This is a genomic window from Bacteroides sp. 51, from assembly GCF_010500965.1.
GTDB lineage: Bacteria > Bacteroidota > Bacteroidia > Bacteroidales > Bacteroidaceae > Bacteroides.
Genome location: NZ_QVMI01000013.1, coordinates 1 through 23,759 on the forward strand (window position 1 = coordinate 1; position 23,759 = coordinate 23,759).

General features: G+C 36.4%; 16 protein-coding genes and 2 tRNA genes. 7 read left to right on the forward strand and 11 right to left on the reverse strand.

Annotated features, from left to right (window positions below; all coding sequences use genetic code 11):
• Window positions 1-580: 580 nt before the first annotated feature.
• Complete coding sequence (locus D0T87_RS11290) at window positions 581-1,798, reverse strand: M48 family metallopeptidase (RefSeq protein WP_163175237.1); 1,218 nt, start codon at window positions 1,796-1,798, stop codon at window positions 581-583.
• Between the two features lie 30 nt (window positions 1,799-1,828).
• On the reverse strand, window positions 1,829-4,351 hold the full coding sequence (gyrA, locus tag D0T87_RS11295) for a DNA gyrase subunit A (protein ID WP_163175238.1): 2,523 nt from the start codon (window positions 4,349-4,351) through the stop codon (window positions 1,829-1,831).
• Window positions 4,352-4,642: 291 nt separating this feature from the next.
• Between gyrA and D0T87_RS11300 the strand changes: the two genes are divergently transcribed.
• From D0T87_RS11300 to D0T87_RS11320, 5 genes are all read left to right on the forward strand, one after another.
• Window positions 4,643-7,168, forward strand: coding sequence for an ATP-dependent Clp protease ATP-binding subunit (locus tag D0T87_RS11300; protein ID WP_163175239.1), 2,526 nt, complete (start codon window positions 4,643-4,645; stop codon window positions 7,166-7,168).
• Window positions 7,169-7,275: 107 nt separating this feature from the next.
• The gene (gene htpG, locus D0T87_RS11305; RefSeq protein ID WP_163175240.1) at window positions 7,276-9,321 is read left to right on the forward strand and encodes a molecular chaperone HtpG; all 2,046 of its coding nucleotides are present in this window, start codon (window positions 7,276-7,278) and stop codon (window positions 9,319-9,321) included.
• 165 nt (window positions 9,322-9,486) lie between these two features.
• Window positions 9,487-11,793, forward strand: coding sequence for a patatin-like phospholipase family protein (locus D0T87_RS11310; protein ID WP_163175241.1), 2,307 nt, complete (start codon window positions 9,487-9,489; stop codon window positions 11,791-11,793).
• A 74-nt stretch (window positions 11,794-11,867) separates the two neighbouring features.
• Window positions 11,868-11,941, forward strand: a tRNA-Arg gene (locus tag D0T87_RS11315).
• An 11-nt stretch (window positions 11,942-11,952) separates the two neighbouring features.
• A tRNA-Arg gene (locus tag D0T87_RS11320) sits at window positions 11,953-12,026 on the forward strand.
• A 306-nt stretch (window positions 12,027-12,332) separates the two neighbouring features.
• Here D0T87_RS11320 and D0T87_RS11325 read toward each other — a convergent pair.
• The 3 genes from D0T87_RS11325 to ligA form a co-directional block, all read right to left on the reverse strand.
• Window positions 12,333-13,097: a lipopolysaccharide kinase InaA family protein gene (locus D0T87_RS11325; protein WP_163175242.1), complete on the reverse strand. Its 765-nt coding sequence runs from the start codon at window positions 13,095-13,097 to the stop codon at window positions 12,333-12,335.
• 4 nt (window positions 13,098-13,101) lie between these two features.
• The gene (gene dapA, locus D0T87_RS11330) at window positions 13,102-13,998 is read right to left on the reverse strand and encodes a 4-hydroxy-tetrahydrodipicolinate synthase (protein WP_163175243.1); all 897 of its coding nucleotides are present in this window, start codon (window positions 13,996-13,998) and stop codon (window positions 13,102-13,104) included.
• A gap of 68 nt (window positions 13,999-14,066) precedes the next feature.
• Window positions 14,067-16,067 (reverse strand): NAD-dependent DNA ligase LigA, encoded by a 2,001-nt coding sequence (ligA, locus tag D0T87_RS11335; RefSeq protein ID WP_163175244.1) that lies wholly within the window; start codon window positions 16,065-16,067, stop codon window positions 14,067-14,069.
• Between the two features lie 75 nt (window positions 16,068-16,142).
• Here ligA and trmD point away from each other — a divergent pair, with 75 nt between their 5' ends.
• A complete protein-coding gene (trmD, locus tag D0T87_RS11340) occupies window positions 16,143-16,820 on the forward strand; it encodes a tRNA (guanosine(37)-N1)-methyltransferase TrmD (protein WP_163175245.1) in 678 nt (225 codons plus the stop codon).
• A gap of 221 nt (window positions 16,821-17,041) precedes the next feature.
• Here trmD and D0T87_RS11345 read toward each other — a convergent pair whose 3' ends face one another.
• The 5 genes from D0T87_RS11345 to D0T87_RS11365 all read right to left on the reverse strand — a co-directional run bounded on the left by D0T87_RS11345 (window position 17,042) and on the right by D0T87_RS11365 (window position 22,331).
• Window positions 17,042-17,953 carry a dihydroorotate dehydrogenase gene (locus D0T87_RS11345; protein ID WP_163175246.1) on the reverse strand — a complete coding sequence of 304 codons (912 nt, stop codon included), beginning with the start codon at window positions 17,951-17,953 and terminating at the stop codon, window positions 17,042-17,044.
• On the reverse strand, window positions 17,941-18,717 hold the full coding sequence (locus D0T87_RS11350; RefSeq protein ID WP_163175247.1) for a dihydroorotate dehydrogenase electron transfer subunit: 777 nt from the start codon (window positions 18,715-18,717) through the stop codon (window positions 17,941-17,943). Before D0T87_RS11350 ends, D0T87_RS11345 begins: the two co-directional genes overlap by 13 nt.
• A 74-nt stretch (window positions 18,718-18,791) precedes the next feature.
• Complete coding sequence (locus D0T87_RS11355; RefSeq protein WP_163175248.1) at window positions 18,792-19,289, reverse strand: helix-turn-helix transcriptional regulator; 498 nt, start codon at window positions 19,287-19,289, stop codon at window positions 18,792-18,794.
• A gap of 1,230 nt (window positions 19,290-20,519) precedes the next feature.
• A complete protein-coding gene (gene holA / locus D0T87_RS11360; RefSeq protein WP_163175249.1) occupies window positions 20,520-21,539 on the reverse strand; it encodes a DNA polymerase III subunit delta in 1,020 nt (339 codons plus the stop codon).
• A 15-nt stretch (window positions 21,540-21,554) separates the two neighbouring features.
• Window positions 21,555-22,331, reverse strand: coding sequence for an AMP nucleosidase (locus D0T87_RS11365; protein ID WP_163175250.1), 777 nt, complete (start codon window positions 22,329-22,331; stop codon window positions 21,555-21,557).
• 65 nt (window positions 22,332-22,396) lie between these two features.
• On the opposite strand from D0T87_RS11365, the gene D0T87_RS11370 reads away from it, so the two are divergent.
• Window positions 22,397-22,849 (forward strand): type I restriction enzyme HsdR N-terminal domain-containing protein, encoded by a 453-nt coding sequence (locus tag D0T87_RS11370; RefSeq protein ID WP_163175251.1) that lies wholly within the window; start codon window positions 22,397-22,399, stop codon window positions 22,847-22,849.
• Window positions 22,850-22,940: 91 nt separating this feature from the next.
• Here D0T87_RS11370 and D0T87_RS11375 read toward each other — a convergent pair whose 3' ends face one another.
• Window positions 22,941-23,759, reverse strand: a complete 819-nt coding sequence (locus D0T87_RS11375) for a zinc ribbon domain-containing protein (RefSeq protein ID WP_163175252.1) — start codon at window positions 23,757-23,759, stop codon at window positions 22,941-22,943.

Consider the following 23,759-nt stretch of genomic DNA (forward strand, 5'->3'; position numbering starts at 1 on the left):
TGGCAAAAATCACGAACACGTAAACCGCTGGATTGGAAGCGAGAATAAATCTCTTGGAATTTGAGTAGGGTTAACATAATGCTTTTTGATGCCAAAAGTAGAACAAAAAAGAAAACACTAAAAGGCGGGGATTACCGAAGGCTTACAGTGAAAATAGGGGCTCTCAACAGGGCTTCTATATTTAACCGAAAAATCTATTAAACATAATACTGATTAGTTCTTTATTTAATAATTTTATTATTCTTGTTAAACACGTCAACTCTCTACATTAACGCGGTTACCTGTCGTGTTAAACACCAACACCTGCGGCGTTAAACCCCGAAGTTGACGTGTTTAATGTAGACAGTGATGTGTTTAACAAGAAAATAAACAGGAAACGTTGTAGTAACCTGATTTTGGTTGACTGTTTTTTCTCTTAACCCTATAGTGAGTTGACCAGGTTTAACATTTAAAACTATATTAGGTTGACCATTTTTTATTTTATCCCTAAAATAGGTTTCCCCCTTTTATAAAAAAGAGTGCTCCAAAATTTGAATTTCAAATTTTGGAGCACTCTTACTCATAAATTAATTGTAAGATCCTAGAATCCCATTAATTTCTCAATTTCTTCAAATTCAGTTCCCATATTCAAATTATAGTAAACTCTATAAAGTCCTTGAATCCAAAGATCTTGTTGATCTGGTTTAAGTTCTCTAGCTCTCTCATAATATGGTTTAGCTTCTTCGTAGAACTTTTTAATAGCTTCTTGTTCTTGAGCGTATTTAGGACTATTCATATCTGCGGTAGCATTATCTGCAAAATCTTGTGCTTTTTGAACATAAACCAATCCAAGATTAGAATAAGCTTCAGCATAATTAGGATCTACTGCTATTGTTTTTTTGTAGTATTCAATAGAGTTATCATAATCTTTCATATTATGATAAAGATATCCTTTCACATATAGGTAGAAAGTATTATTGGGCTCTTTTGCAAGCATATCATCAGCAAATTTCATTGCTTCATCATACTTGTTTGTATTGCTATAATAATCGATCAAATGTCCAAAGAAGAAAGAATGATCCGGATATTTCTGAATACCATCTTTCAAAGATGCAATCCATTTTACTGTATCACCTTCAGCTTTATATGCAGTAGAAACAAATTCCATAGCATATTTACCGAATTCTTTATCGTTTTCAGCATAAGGAGCATACTTCATTACCGATGGATAATCTTCCATTTTAGCAGAAGCCAAAGTTGCATAATAAGCAACTTGAGACAATAATGTGTCTGTTGCTAAAAGATTTTCCTTTTCAAACATCGGACTGGAAGAAGCATCTATATACATAGCAAAATATGACAAAGCTTCTTTATTCTTGTCCTGATTAAAATAATGAATACCACCATTAATCAAATTAGGACGTTCAACTAACAAAGTTGCCGCATTTGCCTTTCTAAAGCGATTTTTAATTTTACCCTTTTCATCAGGTTTTTGCGCTAATTCATCGCACTTCAGATAATACTGGTACATGTTCAAAACGCTACTATATACCTTTGTTGTATCATAAGGTTTTCTCAGATAAGCGTTTTCCATTTGTTTCTCATTTATTCTTTTCTGAATAAATCCAGCCACATCCCATGTCGCTGCATCATCTTTTGTTTCAGCATTTTGCAAAGCACCATTGATTAATTGCTCTGCTTTGCCGAAATCAGGGTTAGTCTCGCCAGCAATACTTTTGGCCTCTTTTACAGCTTTCACCTGAGCGAAAGATAGAGTTGCAGCCATCAGCAAAACCATTGAAAATAATACTCTTTTCATGATTGTTGTAATTAATAATTAATACTATGTCTATTCTTCATTATTTTCTATCAAATCTGTATCCGGATTCTCGGGTAAATCACTTCCCTCCTCTTCTACAGCTTCATCTTCCGAGGAAACTTTACATACAGAACCGATCTGATCATTTCGTTTTTCCAGGTTTATCAGACGAACGCCTTGGGTAGCACGCCCCATTACACGAACCGCTTCCACTTTCAAACGAATGGTTATACCTGACTTATTTATTATCATTAAGTCATTTTCATCAGTAACCGATTTAATTGCAACCAGTTTTCCTGTTTTCTCGGTTATATTCATGGTCTTCACCCCCTTACCACCGCGATTTGTCTTGCGATAATCTTCCAGTTCAGAGCGTTTACCATAACCTTGTTCAGAAACAACCATAATTGATTCTGTTTCAGGATCTTTGATACATATCATTCCCACAACTTCATCCTGGCCATCTTCATCAAGCGTAATACCACGTACTCCGGTTGCCGTACGTCCCATGACACGAACAACACTTTCGTGGAAACGAATCGCACGTCCGTTACGATTAGCTATGATTATTTCATTATTTCCATTCGTCATACGAACTTCTATCACTCTATCATCTTCACGAATTGTAATCGCATTTACACCATTCTGACGAGGACGGGAGTATTGTTCTAACAATGTCTTCTTAATTACTCCATTTTTCGTACAGAATAATACATAATGGCTATTAATAAATTCGGTATCGCCAAGGTTCTTAACACGAAGATATGCAGTAACCGTATCATCAGAATCTATATTCAATAAGTTCTGTATAGCACGTCCCTTCGAGTTTTTAGTTCCTTCAGGTATTTCATATACCTTCAACCAATAACACTTACCCTTCTGTGTAAAGAACAACAAAGTATTGTGCATTGTTGCAGGATATATATGCTCAACGAAGTCTTCGTCTCTTGTTTCCGTCCCTTTCGAACCTACACCACCACGATTTTGTGAGCGGAATTCAACAAGCGGAGTACGCTTAATATATCCCATATGCGAGATCGTAATAATCATTTCGTCGTCTGCATAGAAGTCTTCCGGATTGAATTCCTCTGAAGAATAAACAATTTCAGAGCGACGTTTGTCGCCGTATTTAGCTTTTACTTCGATTAATTCATCTTTTATAACTTGACGACAACGCTCATCATTTGATAGGATTTCTTCATAATTAGCTATCAGTTTCATTACATCATCGTACTCTGCATGAAGCTGATCCTGCATCAGTCCAGTTAACTGGCGTAAACGCATTTCAACAATGGCTCTTGCTTGAATTTCAGTTAATTCAAAGCGTTCCATTAAGTTTGCAATGGCTTCATTTGGGGTTTTAGCTGCACGAATAATTTTGATTACTTCATCAATGTTATCAGAAGCAATAATCAAACCTTCTAAAATGTGTGCACGCTCTTTTGCTTTGCGCAGATCATATTGAGTACGACGTATAACTACATCATGTCTATGCTCTACGAAATACGAAATCAAGTCACGCAGATTAAGTATCTTAGGGCGACCATTAACCAATGCTACATTATTTACTCCAAATGAAGTTTGTAAAGCAGTCATTTTATATAGTTTATTCAACACCACGCTTGCGTTTGCATCACGTTTGATGTCGATTACTATACGCATACCTTCCCTGTCGGATTCATCATTAGCATTAGAGATACCTTCGATCTTTTTATCATTGACAAGATCTGCAATATTCTTGATCAATTCTGCCTTATTGACATTATATGGAATCTCAGTTACTACTATTTTGTCATGGTTCTGTCCGGCTTCAATCTCTGCACGGGCGCGCATAATAACACGTCCACGTCCTGTAAGATAAGACTCACGAACACCACTAATACCATATATATAGCCTCCGGTAGGAAAATCAGGAGCTTTTACGAACTCCATCAACTCTTCTACTGTAATATCCTGATTATCAAGATAAGCAATACATGCCTCAATAACCTCTTCCAGATTATGGGGAGGCATATTTGTAGCCATACCCACAGCAATACCCGAACCACCATTGATCAATAGATTAGGAATACGGGTTGGCATTACCTTAGGTTCTGATAACGTATTGTCAAAGTTGGGTTCAAAATCAACAGTTTCTTTATAAAGATCCTGCATCATTTCTTCGCCAAGCTTATTCAGACGAGCTTCTGTATAACGCATAGCAGCCGGACTATCACCATCTACAGAACCAAAGTTTCCTTGCCCATCAACTAACGGATAACGCATTGCCCACTCCTGTGCCATACGTACCATAGCAAGATATACAGATGAGTCGCCATGTGGATGGTATTTACCTAATACCTCACCTACAATTCTGGCCGATTTTTTATAAGGTTTATCTGAAGTATTTCCGAGTTCCATCATTCCATAAAGAATTCTACGATGAACCGGTTTAAATCCGTCTCTAACATCTGGGAGGGCACGAGAAACAATCACCGACATCGAATAATCAATATACGATGACTTCATTTCCTCCTCAATGTTAATCTTTATAATTCTGTCTTGTTCAAGCATTTAAAAAGATTATTAATTATACATTATGGCTTACGAAAAACCACGCTAAAGTACTACTTTTTCACGAGATACAAAAAGTTTCTCAGAAAAACTTTCTACAGGGAATTTGCGATTAAAAAGAAGCATCTAAAATATAAGATATTATAAAATAACACACTTTGTATAACATACATTAATCAATTGTGGCATGATATTTGTTTCTATAGTAGAAGATGAAAAATATTTTAGTAAATACAGTCAGAAATGGCTATATTTGCATAGTACTAACCCTTTATTAAAAGGAGATATTATATGAATAACCAATTCTCACAGCGAGTATCCGATATCATCGTATATAGCAAAGAAGAGGCCAATCGCCTGAAGAATAGCTATATCGGACCTGAGCATTTATTGCTTGGTTTGATTCGTGATGGTGAGGGAAGAGCTATAGAAGTACTTTCACGACTTAACATAAACCTTACCACCATTAAACAAAGTATAGAATCTATCTTGAAGAAATATCAGGATGAGATGTTATTACCCAATGCAGAAATTCCATTATCTAATGAATCGGCCAAAATATTGAAAATGTGTATTCTTGAAGCCCGCTTATTGAAAAAAGAAGTTGCTGATACGGAACACATTCTTCTAGCCATATTAAAAGATAGGAATAATGTAGCTGCATCCGTATTAGAACAAAACAATGTTGACTATAAAAAAGTATTTGAACAACTATCTTTGCAACCCGATATTAGTTCAGGGTTAGGTTTCACTGAAGACGATGATGACGATGATGAAGAAATGAGTGGTCCACGCTCTGAAAATAAGCAACACATCGCTACATCGAAGAAACCGGCTAATGATACTCCTGTGCTTGACAATTTTGGTACTGATATGACCAAAGCTGCCGAAGAAGGCAGATTAGACCCTGTCGTTGGACGTGAACGTGAAATTGAACGTTTGGCACAAATATTAAGTCGCAGAAAGAAAAATAATCCGGTTCTTATTGGAGAACCGGGTGTTGGTAAGTCAGCAATAGTCGAAGGGTTAGCGCTCCGGATCGTTCAAAAGAAAGTTTCCCGCATTTTGTTCGACAAGCGTGTGGTGGCTTTGGATATGACTTCTGTTGTAGCTGGAACAAAATACCGGGGACAATTTGAAGAACGCATTCGTTCCATCCTGAACGAACTGCAAAAGAACCCCAATGTTATCTTATTTATAGATGAGCTTCACACAATAGTTGGTGCAGGTTCTGCCGCAGGTTCTATGGATGCAGCTAATATGTTGAAACCGGCATTAGCTCGTGGTGAAATTCAATGCATTGGTGCAACCACACTTGATGAATACAGAAAGAACATCGAAAAAGATGGTGCTTTGGAACGTCGTTTCCAAAAAATAATGGTTGAACCCACAACCTCGGAAGAGACATTGCAAATCTTGCGGAATATAAAAGATAAGTATGAAGATCATCATAACGTCAATTATACAGATGCAGCCTTAGAGGCTTGCGTCAAATTGACAGATAGATATATTACTGATCGTAACTTCCCGGATAAAGCGATTGACGCTCTTGACGAAGCAGGTTCGCGTGTACACCTCACCAATGTAAGCGTTCCAAAAGAAATCGAAGAGCAAGAGAAATTCATTGAAGAAGCTAAAACTAAAAAGAATGAAGCTGTAAAATTGCAGAATTATGAACTAGCTGCCAGCTTCCGTGATAAGGAGAAAGAGCTGTCCAACCAACTGGAAACCATGAAACAAGAATGGGAAGCTAGTTTAAAGGCTCATCGCCAAACTGTTGATGAAGAGGATATTGCCAATGTTGTTTCAATGATGACAGGTATTCCTGTACAGCGTATGGCCCAAGCCGAAGGTATAAAACTGACAGGCATGAAAGACAAATTGCAATCCAAGGTCATTGCCCAGGACGCTGCGATTGAAAAACTGACTAAAGCTATTCTTCGTAGCCGCGTAGGAATCAAAGATCCTAATAAACCGATAGGCACATTCATGTTCTTAGGACCTACAGGGGTTGGTAAAACCCACCTTGCAAAAGAATTAGCTAAATTTATGTTTGGTTCTTCCGATGCATTAATACGCATCGACATGAGTGAATACATGGAGAAATTTACAGTTTCTCGTCTTGTCGGGGCACCTCCGGGATATGTAGGTTACGAAGAAGGTGGTCAGTTGACCGAAAAAGTACGCCGTAGGCCCTACTCTATTGTGTTATTAGATGAGATAGAAAAAGCCCATCCTGACGTATTCAATATACTACTTCAGGTTATGGACGAAGGTCGCTTAACAGATAGCCTTGGACGAGTGATTGATTTTAAGAACACAGTGATTATTATGACTTCCAACATTGGAACACGTCAATTGAAAGACTTTGGCAGAGGCGTTGGATTTGCAACTCAAAACCGTGTTGACGACAAGGAGTATTCAAGAAGTGTAATCCAAAAAGCACTGAATAAATCTTTTGCTCCTGAGTTTATCAATCGTGTTGATGAAATCATCACATTTGACCAGCTTTCTTTAGAAGCTATAAAGAAAATTATAGATATCGAATTGGCCGGATTACTGGAAAGAATGGATTCCATCGGTTATAAGATCGTAATTGATGACAAGGCAAAAGAATATATTGCCACTAAAGGCTATGATGTACAGTATGGAGCACGCCCATTAAAACGCGCCATTCAAACCTATCTGGAAGATGGCCTGGCCGAATTGATTGTTGGTTCACAAATCAATGAAGGTGATTTAGTTCATGTATCTTTAGATGAAGAAAAAAATGAATTAAACATGAAAATCGAATCAAAGGAAGTAACTCCAAACTAATGTATTAATCAATACGTCAAAATGTCAGACCTTATGGTCTGGCATTTTTTTTGTAACTAAGTGAGAAAAGACATTATATAGTTTAACTAAAAATATTATAACTAATTATGCAGAAAGGACATATTGGGGTTACGACAGACAACATTTTCCCCGTAATTAAAAAATTCTTGTATAGTGATCATGAAATTTTCCTTCGTGAGATAGTATCTAATGCTGTTGATGCTACACAGAAGTTAAAAACTCTGGCATCTAAAGGTGATTTTAAAGGTGAATTAGGAGATCTCACGATACATATTTCATTAGGAAAAGATACAATTACTATTTCCGATCGCGGTATAGGTTTAACCGAAGAGGAAATAGATAAATATATCAATCAAATTGCATTTTCCGGTGCGAACGATTTCCTTGAAAAATATAAAAATGATGCCAATGCCATTATCGGACATTTCGGATTAGGTTTTTATTCCGCGTTTATGGTATCCAAAAAGGTTGAAATCATCACCAAATCATATCAGGAAGGTAGTAAGGCCGTTAAATGGAGCTGCGATGGTAGCCCGGAGTTTACTATTGAAGATGCAAAAAAGGAAGACAGAGGAACAGATATCATTCTTTATATTGATGATGAATCAAAAGAGTTCCTGGAAGAATCACGCGTGTCTTCACTGCTCAATAAGTATTGCAAATATCTTCCTGTACCTATTTCTTTCGGGAAAAAGAAAGAATGGAAAGATGGCAAACAAGTAGATACTAACGAGGATAATATCATCAATGACACCACTCCTTTATGGACACGCAAACCAAGTGATTTGACCGATGAGGATTATAAAAAATTCTATCGTGAGTTATATCCTATGTCCGATGAGCCTTTATTCTGGATTCATCTGAATGTGGATTATCCATTCCATTTAACCGGTATTCTTTACTTCCCTAAAATAAAAAGTAATATTGATTTAAGTAAGAATAAAATTCAATTATACAGCAATCAGGTATATGTAACCGACTCGGTCGAAGGCATCGTTCCTGACTTCCTTACGTTACTTCACGGTGTTATTGACTCGCCGGATATTCCATTGAACGTTTCACGTTCTTATTTGCAAAGCGACTCAAACGTCAAGAAAATATCTACTCATATCACTAAAAAAGTATCTGACCGCCTACAATCAATCTTTAAAAACGACAGAAAGCAGTTTGAAGAGAAATGGAATGACTTAAAAATCTTCATTAACTACGGAATGTTGACTCAGGAAGATTTTTATGAGAAAGCACAAAAGTTCTTCCTATTCACCGATGCCGATAATAAGCATTACACTTTTGAGGAATATCAAACACTCATCAAAGATAACCAAACAGACAAAGAGGGTAATTTGATTTATTTGTACACCAGCAATAAAGATGAGCAATTTAGCTATATCGAAGCTGCAACCAGCAAAGGATATAATGTTCTGTTAATGGATGGTCAGTTAGATGTTGCCTTGGTGAGCATGCTTGAGCAAAAACTTGAAAAGTCCCGGTTCACCCGCGTAGATAGTGACGTGGTAGATAACCTCATTGTGAAAGAAGATAAAAAGGCTGACATCTTGGCAGCAGAGAAGCAGGAAGCATTATCTGTAACTTTCAAGAGCCAAATGCCCAGCATGGATAAAGTTGAATTCCATGTAATGACACAAGCTCTCGGAGAAAGCAGTAGTCCAATCATGATCACTCAAAGCGAATATATGCGCCGTATGAAAGAAATGGCAAATATACAGGCTGGAATGAGTTTTTATGGAGAAATGCCGGACATGTATAACCTTGTACTTAATTCCGACCATAAGTTAATAAAAAACATACTTTCGGCCGAAGAAAAAGAGTGCAGCAGTGCAATAGCACCAATTCAATTGGAAATAGATGAAACCTCCAAACGTCGTAATAACCTCAAAGACAGTCAAAAAGATAAAAAAGAGGAGGAAATACCAACTGCTGAGAAAGATGAATTGAATACGCTGGACAGCAAACTTGATTCTCTTAAAACTCAAAAAGAAACAGTTTATTCAGACTATGCTAAGAACAATAAAGTTGTTCGTCAACTTATTGATTTGGCATTATTACAAAATAATATGCTAAAAGGCGAAGCACTGAATAATTTCGTAAAAAGGAGTATTGAACTGATTTAATTATCCAATTCAAACTCTGAAAAATGTGGAGCGTTATAACCAGATTCAGTTATAACGCTCTTTTTATCAATATCCCGCCCAAGTTTTGACTATATTTGAGAACAATTTTCTATATTTGAAAATCAAATAAACACAGAGCATTCAATTTGTCTCTAAACCCAATTTATGAAAAGGATCTTTTATCTTGCACTCATTTGCTTATTCATATTCCCTCAGGTTCATTCTCAGAAAGTTGGACTTGTTTTAAGCGGTGGTGGCGCTAAAGGATTAACGCATGTCGGCATTATTCGGGCACTGGAAGAGAATAACATTCCAATCGACTATATCACAGGTACATCTATGGGAGCTATAGTAGGTTCTTTATATGCTATGGGATATTCGCCTGATGATATGGAGGAACTTTTCCGATCCGAAGACTTTAAGCTTTGGTACTCGGGTAATGTTGAAGAGAATTATATGTATTATTTCAAGAAAAATAAAGCTACACCTGAATTTTTCAATATACGTCTTTCTCTGAAAGATTCATTAAGCAATAGTTTCATGCCCCAGTTCCTCCCAACAAGCGTTGTTAATCCAATACAGATGAACTTGGTTTTTATCCAGTTATTTGCTTCAGCAACAGCTGCTTGTGAAAGCAATTTTGATAATTTATTTGTTCCATTCCGGTGCGTGGCGGCCGATGTATACAACAAAAAGCAATTGATTTTAAAAGATGGAGATCTTGGAGATGCAGTACGTGCATCCATGAGCTTTCCATTTGTATTTAAACCTATAAAAATAGATAGCATCCTGGCTTATGATGGAGGAATATACAACAACTTCCCCACAGATGTGATGTGTGAGGACTTTAATCCGGATATTATCATTGGTAGCGTAGTTGCTAAAAATCCTGGTCGCCCCGAGATACACGATCTAATGAGTCAGATTGACAATATGGTTATGCAAAAGACCGATTATACAATGCCCGATTCGCTTGGTATTTTATTAAGGTTCAGATATAATGATGTAACTTTACTCGACTTCCACCGATTGGATGACCTGCAAAAAATCGGCTATGACTATACCATGAGCATGATGGATTCTATAAAAAGCAGAATATCCAGAAGAGTAAATGCTGAAAATATTCGCCTCCGGAGAATGGTATATCGCAGCAATTATCCGGAATTACGTTTCAAGAATTTATATATCGAGGGAGCTACCCCACAGCAACAAGCATACATACAAAAGGAGTTTCATCAATCTGATGATGAAATCTTTGGTTATGAAGATGTGAAACAAGCCTATTTTCGTTTACTTTCCGGTAATGTTATTTCCGAAATTATTCCACATGCAGTTTATAGACCTGACGAAGATCTTTTTGATTTGTACCTGAAAGTTAAAATGGAGGATAAGCTCTCTATCCGTATTGGTGGTAACTTGTCTACAACCAATGCAAATCAGATGTATTTCGGGATTAGTTATCAAGATTTGAATTATTATTCTAAAGAGTTTACATTTGATGGACATTTAGGAAAGGTGTACAATAACGCACAATTTATGGCTAAAGTGGACTTTGCAACTTATATTCCAACCTCTTATCGATTCATAGCATCCATTAGCAGTTTTGACTATTTTAAGAGTGACCGATTGTTCTCTTCAAATAACAAACCGGCTTTTAATAAGAAAGACGAGCGGTTTCTAAAAATGAAAGTAGCTTTTCCTTTTCTCTTCAGCAAAAGAGCCGAATTTGGTGTAGGTATAGGGCAATTGGATGACCGATATTACCAAAACAGCCTGATAAACTTTGATAAAGATAAATATGACAAAAGCGAATATAAACTATTCGGAGGCTCAATCAGTATCAATGGAAGCACGTTAAATAGCCGTCAATACCCAACCCTGGGTTACCGGGAAGATTTAACTGCACAAATCTTCACTGGAAAGGAGAGATTCCGGGCTGGTCAAGCTAGCGAAAAAGGTAAAGATGGATATTTTGAACGACAATCATGGCTACAAATCTCATATGTACGGGAAGACTATCATAAAATTAACTCCAAATTTACTTTAGGAAGTTATGGCGAAGCACTCTATGCATCCAGAAACTTCTCCGAAAATTATACAGCTACCATGCTACAAGCTGGCGAATTTGCTCCTACTGCCCATGGCAAGGTTACGTATAATGAAGCATTCCGTGCCAATCAGTATTTTGCGGCCGGCGCCATACCTATATATCATATTAATAATCTTTTTCATCTTCGGGGAGAGTTTTATGGATTTCTTCCAATATATCCTATTGAAAGAAATTCAATCAATAAAGCATATTACGGTAAGGCCTTTTCTAAATTCGAGTATTTAGGCGAAGTTTCTGTTGTTTGCCAATTACCATTCGGCGCGATCTCTGCATTCGTAAATCATTATAGCTCACCACATAAAGAGTGGAATCTTGGAATATCACTGGGATGGCAACTCTTTAATTACCGTTTCATCGAATAAATATCTTTAAAAAAGTAAGAGAAAGGTTTGCATTTTTACGAAAAGACCTGTATCTTTGCACCCGTTAAAACAATGGCCGCGTAGCTCAACTGAATAGAGTAGCTGACTACGGATCAGCCGGTTACAGGTTTGAATCCTGTCGCGGTCACATTATTTAACGGTCGCGTAGCTCAACTGAATAGAGTAGCTGACTACGGATCAGCCGGTTACAGGTTTGAATCCTGTCGCGATCACAAAGCGGTAATTGATTTTCAATTACCGCTTTTTTTTAGGTATGACGGGCATGTCATACATCTGTGGTGAGATTCTTCTTAGGTGGACTAGTAAATTATCTCTTTATTTTATTTCTAAAAAAGGTCGGTGCCATCCTAGTGAGATACCCTAGGCAAACCATTGGAATGCCTAGGGCATGACAGTGTTATGCCTTAGGCATGATAACATGATCTTGCAAAGTCATGTAATCCCAGTATTAATCTTTCTCAGATTGATTACTGATTTATGGCACAGAAAAAGAATAAGAAGAAGAATGAAATGACTATTTATTTATTTTTGTGTTGAATACCAAATATTTTCTTGAAGACAGTCTTCATTTTATCACGACGACGGCGATTTCTACGATTCTCAAATAAAACGATCAAACACTTTATAACATCCAGGTTACGTATTTCTGCATATTTCTGCACAAACTCTACAGCAGAACCAATTTCGTTACTTTCAGTACATAACTGATTGACAGCCTGCATCCACAACATTAGATTATCCTTACCAAAATCCATCCTGTTGATATCAACAAGCGCAAAATGATATACTTCACCTACCTTGTGATAAAAGATATTATTGGGGTTATAATCTTTATGAATAATTTTTTTCTCGTGTAAACGGGCCGTAAACTCAACAAATTGCCTATCAAGTAACTCTCTTTCTTCTTTTTCCAATTCTTTTGATTGAGGTAAAACCGGATATGGCAGATATTCGGATACAAAATATCCGATATTAAAGAAAAGTCCTTTTTTCTCTTCAATATATGCTACAGGAGGTGCGGTTTCTATACCATAGGTCAACAACCTATCGGCATACTCGAAAGATCTTCTGGCTTTGCTTTTACGAATCCATGTATATACAATGCGATTCAAAAAAGTAGGCACCTTATACTTCTTTATTACAAACATCCGTCCGTCTACCTCTACCTTTGTAACCGTATTTCTCTTGTTACAATATATTTCCTTAACAGTATACTTTTCTTCGGGTATACTCTTAATAAACTGTTCGTAGCCAATAAATTCAGGATGAATACGTATTTTCATCTCTTTAGCACTTAATATTCAATCCGTTTAATACTCTTCGAATGGCTTCAAAAGTTGTAATCCGGGTTGGAACAAGAGGCAACCTAAGTTTATTCTCAATCATTCCCATTACACTTAATATCGATTTTACGCCAGCAGGATTACCATCAACAAAGAGTAGATCAAATAATTCCGTAAATTTATGATGAATAGTTAATGCGTTTGTAAAATCCCCTTTGAGAGCAAGCCTTGTCATACGACTAAATTCTTTGGGAAACGCATTACCGATAACAGAGATTACACCGATAGCTCCTAAGGTTATCAATGGAAATGTTATACCATCATCTCCGGATATAACGTCAAAGTTATCCGGTTTATTTTTGATGATATCATCCATTTGGGTAATATTGCCCGATGCTTCTTTAATTGCAATCACATTCTTGAAATCCCGTGCAATTCTTAATGTTGTTTCAGCAGTCATATTAACTCCTGTACGTCCGGGAACATTATATAGTACAATAGGAAGTTCTGTAGCTTCGGATATGGCTTTATAGTGTTGGTATATTCCTTCCTGAGACGGCTTATTGTAATAAGGAACTACAGAAAGAATAGCATCTACACCGGTATAATCATCATTTTTCAGTGAATCAACGATAGCTCGTGTATTATTTCCTCCTACTCCTAACAGAATAGGAACTCTGCCGTTAACACGTTCAATTACAACCTCCTTTATTTTCTTCTTCTCATCTTCACTCAATGTAGGGGTTTCGGCAGTAGTGCCTAACACGCAAAGATAATCCGCATTATTTTGAATCAGATAGTCGACCATACGCATCAGCGCATCAAAATCTATACTTTCATCTTCTTTAAAAGGGGTAATTAACGCCACCCCCATTCCTTTTAATCTAGTTGATTGTATCATGAGTATTTTGTAATCTCTATGTGGACCAAATTCAATAGCCGCAAAAGTACGAATATTTTTCTTTAAAGTTATGATATAATAGCTAAAAACTCGTCCTCGGTCATAATCTTAACCCCGAGTTTTGCCGCTTTTTCCAGTTTGGCAGGCCCCATATTCTCTCCCGCAAGAATAAAACTTGTCTTGGAAGAAATGCTGCCTACATTTTTTCCACCATTCTTCTCAATCATTTCTTTATATTCATCCCTTGAATGATGAGCAAATACTCCACTAATTACAATGGACTGTCCGGCCAGTTTATCTGAATATTTTTCAGCATCTTCTTCGGTACGATATAATTGCAAACCTACGCCTTTTAAACGCTCCACCAACTCACGATTTGAGGTGTTTGAAAAGAAATTAATTATGCTTTGAGCTATTTTTTCGCCGATTTCATCGATGTTTTTTAGTTTTTCAACATCCGCCTGTACAAGTTCATCAACATTCGCAAATGAACGTGCAATCTTCTTTGCAACCGTTTCTCCAACAAACCGAATGCCCAAAGCAAATACCACTCTTTCAAATGGTACTTCTTTACTTCGAATTATTCCCTTAACAATATTTTCTGCCGATTTTACCCCCATACGATCAAGTCCTTTTATATCATCTACAGTTAATTGATACAAATCGGCTGTATTTTTAATCAGTCCTAATCTATAGAACATATCAACGGTTTCCGGACCTAATCCATCAATATTCATAGCCTTACGGCTTATAAAGTGCTCTATCTTACCTTTAATTTGAGGTGGGCATGCTGTTTCATTCGGACAATAATGCGCTGCTTCCCCCTCATAACGCACCAATTTGCTTCCACATTCGGGACAATGGGTGATAAATCTCACTTTTTCTCCCAGCATAAATCCCCGGGCATCAACATCCACACCCGTTATTTTAGGAATTATCTCGCCACCCTTCTCTACATAGACCATATCGCCAATATGAAGATCCAACCCTTCAATGATATCCGCATTGTGTAAAGAAGCACGTTTAACAGTCGTTCCCGATAACTGCACAGGCTCAAGGTTGGCCACAGGAGTTACAGCGCCAGTTCTCCCCACCTGATAAGTGACCTTCTCCAGTCGCGTCAGAGCACGTTCAGCCTGAAATTTATAAGCAATCGCCCACCGGGGAGATTTAGCAGTAAAACCCAAGTTCTTCTGCTGCAATAAGTTATTAACTTTCAGCACAATGCCATCTGTAGCTACAGGTAGGTTTTTACGTTCAATATCCCAATATCTAACAAATTGGAACACTTCTTCCAGGGAACTACATTTACGGGTTGCCTTTGATATCTTAAATCCCCATTTCTCCGCCTCCAACAGATTCTCATAATGCCCATTATAAGGTAAATTATCCCCCAGCAAATAATATAAATAGGCGTCCAGTTTACGCGAAGCAACAATAGATGAGTTTTGCTGCTTCAATGTTCCGGATGCCGCATTTCTAGGATTAGCAAATAACGGTTCCTCTCTTGCTTCTCTATCCTTGTTCAGCTCTTCAAACACAGTCCAGGGCATTAAAATTTCACCACGTATTTCAAATAAAGAAGGGTATGTATCTCCGCTGAGGACTAAAGGAATGGTTCTTATGGTTTTTACGTTATTTGTAACATCATCGCCTTTTTCTCCGTCACCACGTGTTACTGCACGCACCAGTTTCCCATTTTCATAGGTCAGAGAAATAGATGTACCATCATATTTTAATTCACAACAAATCTCAAATTCTTCATTCAAAGCCTTATATACTCTATTATAAAAGTCAGTAATTTCTTCTTCAGAATATGTATTTGACAATGATAGCATCGGATATTTATGAGGCACCTGAACAAAATCTTTATTCAAATCGCTCCCTACACGCATGGATGGCGAATTTTCATCATAAAACTCAGGGTATTCTTCCTCTAACCTTTGAAGCTCATGCATTAGCATATCAAATTCCTTATCCGAAATTTCAGGAGCATTCAATACATAATAATTATAGTTATGCCGATGAAGTGTGGCACGCAATTCTTCAATTTTATCTTTTACTATCATAAATACCGGATTGTTTCAGGCAAAAATACATGTTTATCTTCGAATATTTGTACTTTTGCCGAAAATTAAAAACTTATGCGTATTGACATTATCACTGTATTACCAGAGATGATTGAAGGCTTTTTCAATTGCTCTATTATGAAACGTGCTCAAACCAAAGGACTTGCCGAAATTCACATTCACAATCTCCGTGATTATACAACAGATAAATACCGGAGAGTGGACGATTATCCTTTCGGAGGATTTGCCGGCATGGTGATGAAGATAGAACCTATTGAAAAGTGCATTAATGCGCTAAAAGCAGAAAGAACATACGATGAAGTCATATTTACCACCCCTGATGGAGAGCAATTTGATCAGAAAATGGCCAATACATTGTCTTTATCTGGCAATCTGATCATTTTATGCGGCCATTTTAAAGGTATTGACTACCGAATCCGGGAACATTTGATCACAAAAGAAATTAGCATCGGCGATTATGTATTAACAGGCGGGGAGCTCGCCGCCGCAGTCATCGCTGATGCTATTGTGCGAATTATACCTGGAGTCATTTCCGATGAACAATCGGCATTATCCGACTCTTTTCAGGATAATCTATTAGCTGCTCCTGTATATACACGCCCAGCCGATTACAATGGGTGGAAGGTACCTGATATACTTTTATCCGGGCATGAAGCTAAAATTAAAGAATGGGAGTTGCAACAGTCCATAGAACGTACAAAACAATTACGCCCCGACTTACTTGAAGAATAAGATGTAAATATTCATAAATACATTAATTTCAAATATCTCTCTAAAAACAACAAAAAACAAATATTAATCTACTCAAATATTCAAATACTGATTTGTAAAAAAGAAAGCATCCTTAAAATAAGGATGCTTTCTTTTTATATTAAATACGCTGAAACAAGATGAGTCATTAATTTATCAGTTTACCATTCAATATCGCGCGAATGGCATACATTCGTCAGCCGTCACACCTCAAGCGCACCAATTAATTCTGAAATTGAATTAATTTTATACTTTTCAAGGTAATCGTTTATACCATCTGCAACTTTAACAGTAACAGTAGGATCAATGAAATTTGCAGTACCAATTTGGATAGCCGAAGCGCCTGCAAGGATAAACTCAACAGCATCTCTCCAGTTCATTATCCCCCCCAATCCAATGACCGGTATTTTTATCGAATTATAAACCTGCCATACCATACGTAAAGCAACAGGTTTCACCGCAGGACCAGATAAACCACCCGTCACAGTCGAGAGTATAGGACGTCTGGTATCTGCATTTATAGCCATTCCTAGCATTGTATTGATTAATGACACGCTATCAGCACCACTTTCCTCTACCGCGCGGGCTATTTCTGTCACATCCGTTACATTAGGAGAGAGTTTTACGATAAGTGTCTTTTTGTAAGCAGAACGCACAGCTTTAACAACTTCTGCTGCTCCCTTAGCTGTCACTCCAAATGCCATTCCGCCTTGCTTAACATTAGGGCAAGAGATATTCAGTTCTATAGCAGGAATCTTGTCAAGTTCATTAATGACCTCTGCCGTTTTTACGTAATCCTCAATCGCAGATCCAGACACATTCACAATCATATTAGTATTTATGTCCTTAATACGTGGATATATCGTATTTGCAAAGTATTCTACACCTTTATTTTGCAGCCCAACCGCGTTCAGCATACCTGAAGGGGTCTCTGCCATTCGTGGATACAAATTCCCTTCACGCTTGTGAAGGGTAGTGCCTTTCACAATAATACCACCTATTCGCGCAATATCAATAAAATCAGAGAACTCCTCTCCGTATCCAAAAGTCCCGGAAGCTGTCATTACCGGGTTCTTCATTTTTAATTCGCCAATATTTACACTTAAATCTGCCATAGTAGTTTATTCATATTAAAAACAGGACCTTCTGTACATACACAAATGTGACCTTCTGTAGTATTTTCAACACAACAAAGACATGCCCCAATACCGCAAGCCATTGTATTCTCCAAAGATACTTCACACCAAATATCATTCGATTTTGCATATTTGGCCACTGCCACCATCATAGGTTTGGGTCCACAAGTGTAAATCCGATCAAAATGAATCTTATTTAATATGGAATGCTGAGTTACATATCCTTTTTCACCATAAGAACCATCTTCAGTGGTTGTATATACTTCACCATAAGCCGCAAATACATCCAATTGCAATAAATCCTTTTGGCTTCTTGCACCCAATAAAAAAGTAGGTTTAAAACCCTTCTTTGCTAATTGTTCACCCCAAAATAACATTGGAGCTGTACCCACACCTCCACCAATAAGAAGAGGTTTTTCCGAAGTAAATTCAGGGAAAGTAAAGCTATTACCCAAAGGCATCATAACATTTATTATATCGCCTGTATTAGCATTAGCCAGCTGCCTTGTACCATCACCAACAGTCTGTACCAGAAACCAAACTTCATTCAGTTCCTTATCTACATAATTAATAGAAATAGGGCGGCGTAAGAAAGTAGTAGGAGAACCATCTATTCTAATCTCAGCAAATTGTCCAGGAAGCATATCCGGAAGCGCATTTTGAGAAGTCAACTTGAGTAATACATTGGTATCGTTCAATTTGATATTCTCTTTGACCGTTAGGTCCAAAATAAATTTTTTCATGAATAGAGAAATGAGTGTGATTTGTATTCAGTCTGCAAAGATACAGGATTTTATCTACATAATGGTGTGCCACCTTATTTTTCACCTCTAAAGGTTTCATAAGTATTATCATCAAAGAAAATTCTTATTTCAGTGATTTTTCTGTGAGGTCTTTCTATGTACTTAATTTCCTGTATTACAGCAGGTTTAGTATCTAAAACTGGTGTTTCTAATGCAATTTCCTTGCGATTTTTAGAATTTTCCGGCTCTACGCCCGCATTTTCCGGATTCTGATCAAATAAAGATGGGAAACTATGATCAGAATATGACGGATTTATCGAAGCAGAAGGAGATAGTACTTCAGAAGCGGAAGAATTCTCATTTATCATATCTCCAATTCCATATAAAAGCCATTCAAGCTTGATATAGTTATAGCGTTGATGAATTTTCATAACTACATCTAAACTGGGGCGATTCCTACCATTTATAACATGGGATAGAGTTGATTGTTGCACTCCTATACTATCTGCAAAAGTACCAGCAATCATATTCTCTTTTTCCATTATTAACCTAATTCTATCCTTTATATCCATAATATCTATTTTACAAATGTATTAAAGCATAATAATTCACAAGAGTAACGCTTATCATTCTAGGGTTTACAAAAGTATAAAAAAGTTTTCACTTTTGCAAATTCACAATTACATAATTAAATTCCACAATTGTGGTTTAGTTTTAAGATTGGCAAAATAGCAATGTTGTACAATGAAATAGTTCATAAAAAACGATTAATGGATAAGATTAACAACTTAAGATAAATCCACTGATATATAGCGCTTTAATAAAATATAAATAAGTATTTAATGGGATTATCACAAATATACTTTAACTGTGAGAGCTAATCTAGATGTAACATTTAAAATATAGGCGCAAAAAGCTGAAATATAACAAATTAATAATAGATAAGAGTATAGTTAATTACATTTATATCGAGAAAATAGATTCTGCTTTTATGTGATATTGCTGGCCGTTACATTTGTACCCCACCCATATAAATAACAAATGTATACTATTTCGTTTTGTGAATTATTTATAAAAAACAAGCATAATTACAATTGTGAATTCAGCTAGTTGCAAACGCAACAAATTATTTATACTACACAAAAATCAGTCTTCGTTTTCTTGTTGAAACCAAAAGGTAAATATAAAAAAGAATAAAATTATTTAGCACAAAATTAATAATCCTTTCTTATAACCCCATTCTTTTCCAAAAAACATGAGCATCTGGACGAACAATGAGAAAGAATGAATTCTGAGAGCCTTAAAAACACAACAACTATTTGGTTCACAGTACATTAAGGTACTTTTATTGATTTCTTAAGATGCGTAAAGTAGCGTTTTTATATTGAATTTTTAGACTTAATGGAGAATTTGACATAATGTCAGTTGAAGAGGAAGTATAAGAGCTATTAATTCCTTTCACTTTTTATAAAAAATACTCAATTCTCTATTTTGTAGAATCTGAATTCCCTCAATACTATATCCATAATTTTCATATTATCCGAAAAGAAGATTCCCCTCTTTTTCTCTTTAATAATCTAAATTAGAAAAAATAAATTCAATGCGATCTCTATAAAATAATATAATGTGTTCAACTAATTATAGCAGTAATTTGCAGTATAAAATATGTAAAAATATTCCAGTCGGAATCCATCATATTTTATCTTGTAACATCATTATAATATTTGATGTATAAGCTTATAAATATGGCTATAAAAAAAGCCCTTTGAAACCAAAGGACTTTAATCATAACAAGAGAATTATTAATGAAGAATTTTAAACACAAGTTCACGTAAAATTTCACCATCGGTTAACGATGAGTTATCAACTCCTTTAGATTTTGCATCTGCATATCTGATCTCTCCAATAATCTGCATCGTCTTCACCCCATTGTATTTATACATAGCAGCAACATAATCCCTGGCCTGCCATGTATTCCTTAATCCCAGCATATTCGCTATTCCCTGTTCATTCTTTTCCGGTGCATAATATGCCAGCATCAGATTTGAGAAAAAACTAAATAATAATGAAAGTGTCATTTGAATTGGATTCGTTTTAGGATTTTCCTCAAAGTATTTTATTATTTGATTTGCTTTTAGAATATCTTTTGCAATAAGTGCACTTCGCAATTCAAAGTTATTATAGTCTTTACTTATCCCAATGTTTTTTTCAATCTGATCGGGAGTTATGCGGGTTTGACTTTTAGGCAGGGTGATTATTAATTTATCCAGTTCCCCAGTTAGGCGGCTAAGATCTGAACCAACAAAATCGGCAAGCATAGCAACTGCCTTAGGCTCAATATCAACACTTCTTTGTTTTAAATACAAAGATATAAAAGAAGGCAGTTGTGCATCTTTTATTTTTTTTGATTCAAATAATATACCACATTTTTCAATCTCGACCGCTAGCTTTTTCCTCCGGTCAAGCGTTCCATGTTTATGGCATATTACCAGAATTGTTGATTCCAAAGGTTTTTGGAGATAAAAAGCCAATTCTTCCATGTTTCGTATGGACTGAGCTTCCTTCACTACAACTACCTGGCGTTCAGACATCATCGGATATCGTTTTGCCGCATTAATTACGGTACCTATATCCGTATCCATTCCATATACGACAGTGAGATTGAACTCTTTTTCAGTCTCTGTCAGTATATTATCGGTGATATAATCTGAGATCTGATCTATGAAATACGGCTCTTCGCCCATTAAATAATATACAGGACGGAATTTTCCGGATTTTAATTCCTTCAGGATTTCGTCGCTAGTCCATTCTTGTTTCGCCATAAAATAAGGAAGTGTTTACCAATCGAATTTTAAGTGTTTCACGGTTTTCTTTTCATCAATGATCATACGCAGCGAAGCTATACCAATCTTAACGTGCTCTTTCACAAATGTTTCCGTAACATGACTATCACTTTTATCTGTCTTTACTCCTTCCGGAATCATGGGTTGATCGGATACAAGAAGCAGTGCACCGGTTGGAATATGATTGGCAAAACCAACACTGAAGAGTGTTGCAGTTTCCATATCGACTGCCATTGCACGGGTACTACTCAAATATTCTTTAAAGCGTTCATCATGTTCCCATATCCGGCGGTTTGTAGTGTATACCGTACCTGTCCAGTAGTCTCTTCCGTAGTCACGAATGGCTGATGAAACAGCACGTTGCAACATAAATGCAGGTAAAGAAGGTACTTCAGGTGGAAAATAATCATTTGAAGTTCCTTCACCACGGATAGCAGCAATTGGCAAAATCAGATCTCCTAACTTATTTTTTTTATCAATCCCACCACATTTTCCCAGAAACAAACAGGCTACAGGATGAATAGCACTTAACAAATCCATAATGATAGCCGCATTCGGACTACCCATACCAAAATTTATAATCGTAATATTATTGGCCGTTGCAGATATCATATTGGCATCCTTTCCCAGAATTGGTACATCAAATTCTTCAGCAAATATTTCGACATATTTACCAAAATTAGTCAACAAGATATATTCTCCAAAATCTTCCAGGGGGCGTTTTGTGTAGCGAGGAAGCCAATTTGCTACAATTTCTTGCTTTGTTTTCATAATTATACGCTAAATTTGTGTCCCTTGAAGTACAGGAACTATTATTTAACTTACAAAAATAACAAATGTTATCGTTAAACCTACCAGCATTTGAAACTAAAATAACTACGCGGGAAGGAAAAAATGTCATTTTCGATGTTATTCGCAAACGTTATGTTGCATTAACACCAGAAGAATGGGTACGGCAGCATTTCGTGAATTTTCTGGTTACCTATAAAGGATTCCCACAAGCGCTAATGGCCAATGAAGTCAACCTGAATTTGAATGGAACTAAAAAACGTTGTGATACAGTATTATATAGACGGGATTTATCGGCAAGAATGATCATTGAATATAAAGCTCCGCATATTGAGATTACGCAACAAGTCTTTGACCAGATCACACGTTACAATATGGTATTAAAAGTTGATTATCTGATAGTTAGCAATGGACTACAGCACTATTGTTGTTTGATTGATTATACCAATCAGAGTTATACATTTCTAAAAGACATTCCGGATTACTTGTCTTTACTGTAATATAAAATTCACAAAAAGAAAAGTCACACAAAACCTCTGTACTCTAAAGGTAATGTGTGACTTTTATAATTTTCCGGAATCTTATTCCGGATTATTTCTTTTCTTTCTTTCCTTTTGTTTTTGTTTCCGGCTCGACTTTTGGTTCCAGATTTATACCTGCCAATTCCGGGTCAATCATGATACGACCGCAATATTCGCATACGATAATCTTTTTACGTGAACGAATATCCAATTGTCTCTGAGGTGGTATTTTGTTAAAACATCCACCACATGCATCACGTTGTACATATACAATTCCCAAACCGTTTCTTGAATTTTTTCTGATTCTCTTGAATGACTGCAATAAACGTGGTTCAATAGTAGTTTCCAAGTTTTTTGCTTTTTCTCTCAGTTTTTCTTCTTCCTGTCTGGTTTCAGCAGTGATTTCATCAAGTTCGCTTCTCTTTTGCTCCAGGTCTTTTTGTCTTTCTTCGAGAGCAGTCGTACTTGAAAGAATTTCCTCTGATTTTATTTTTTCTTCAGCAGTAAATTCTTTGATTCTTTTTTCACAAAGTTCAACCTCTAATGTTTGAAATTCAATTTCTTTACTTAAGAAATCATACTCACGATTATTACGAACATTTTCCTGTTGAGACTGATATTTTTCAATTGCAGCTTTTGCTGTTTCTATCTCGATTTTCTTTGAGGCAATAGCAGACTTCAACTCTTCAACGTCTGTTTTGATCTTATCAATACGTGTACTCAAGCCTGCAACTTCATCTTCCAAATCTTGTACTTCAAGTGGCAACTCCCCCCTTAATGTCTTAATTTTATCAATATCAGACAACATGGTTTGTAATTGGAATAAAGCTTTCAGCTTTTGTTCGACCGTCAATTCTTTCGGTTCAATGTTTTTTGGTTCTTTAGCCAT

Coding starts and splice junctions, on each gene's coding strand:
- ligA (WP_163175244.1), bottom strand. CDS start 16,067: ATGATAGTAAAAGATAAAATTGAAGAATTGCGTGCCACACTTCATCGG.
- D0T87_RS11375 (WP_163175252.1), bottom strand. CDS start 23,759: ATGGCTAAAGAACCAAAAAACATTGAACCGAAAGAATTGACGGTCGAA.
- trmD (WP_163175245.1), top strand. CDS start 16,143: ATGCGTATTGACATTATCACTGTATTACCAGAGATGATTGAAGGCTTT.
- D0T87_RS11345 (WP_163175246.1), bottom strand. CDS start 17,953: ATGGCAGATTTAAGTGTAAATATTGGCGAATTAAAAATGAAGAACCCG.
- D0T87_RS11370 (WP_163175251.1), top strand. CDS start 22,397: ATGTTATCGTTAAACCTACCAGCATTTGAAACTAAAATAACTACGCGG.
- D0T87_RS11365 (WP_163175250.1), bottom strand. CDS start 22,331: ATGAAAACAAAGCAAGAAATTGTAGCAAATTGGCTTCCTCGCTACACA.
- D0T87_RS11300 (WP_163175239.1), top strand. CDS start 4,643: ATGAATAACCAATTCTCACAGCGAGTATCCGATATCATCGTATATAGC.
- gyrA (WP_163175238.1), bottom strand. CDS start 4,351: ATGCTTGAACAAGACAGAATTATAAAGATTAACATTGAGGAGGAAATG.
- dapA (WP_163175243.1), bottom strand. CDS start 13,998: ATGATACAATCAACTAGATTAAAAGGAATGGGGGTGGCGTTAATTACC.
- D0T87_RS11355 (WP_163175248.1), bottom strand. CDS start 19,289: ATGGATATAAAGGATAGAATTAGGTTAATAATGGAAAAAGAGAATATG.
- holA (WP_163175249.1), bottom strand. CDS start 21,539: ATGGCGAAACAAGAATGGACTAGCGACGAAATCCTGAAGGAATTAAAA.
- D0T87_RS11350 (WP_163175247.1), bottom strand. CDS start 18,717: ATGAAAAAATTTATTTTGGACCTAACGGTCAAAGAGAATATCAAATTG.
- D0T87_RS11290 (WP_163175237.1), bottom strand. CDS start 1,798: ATGAAAAGAGTATTATTTTCAATGGTTTTGCTGATGGCTGCAACTCTA.
- htpG (WP_163175240.1), top strand. CDS start 7,276: ATGCAGAAAGGACATATTGGGGTTACGACAGACAACATTTTCCCCGTA.
- D0T87_RS11310 (WP_163175241.1), top strand. CDS start 9,487: ATGAAAAGGATCTTTTATCTTGCACTCATTTGCTTATTCATATTCCCT.
- D0T87_RS11325 (WP_163175242.1), bottom strand. CDS start 13,097: ATGAAAATACGTATTCATCCTGAATTTATTGGCTACGAACAGTTTATT.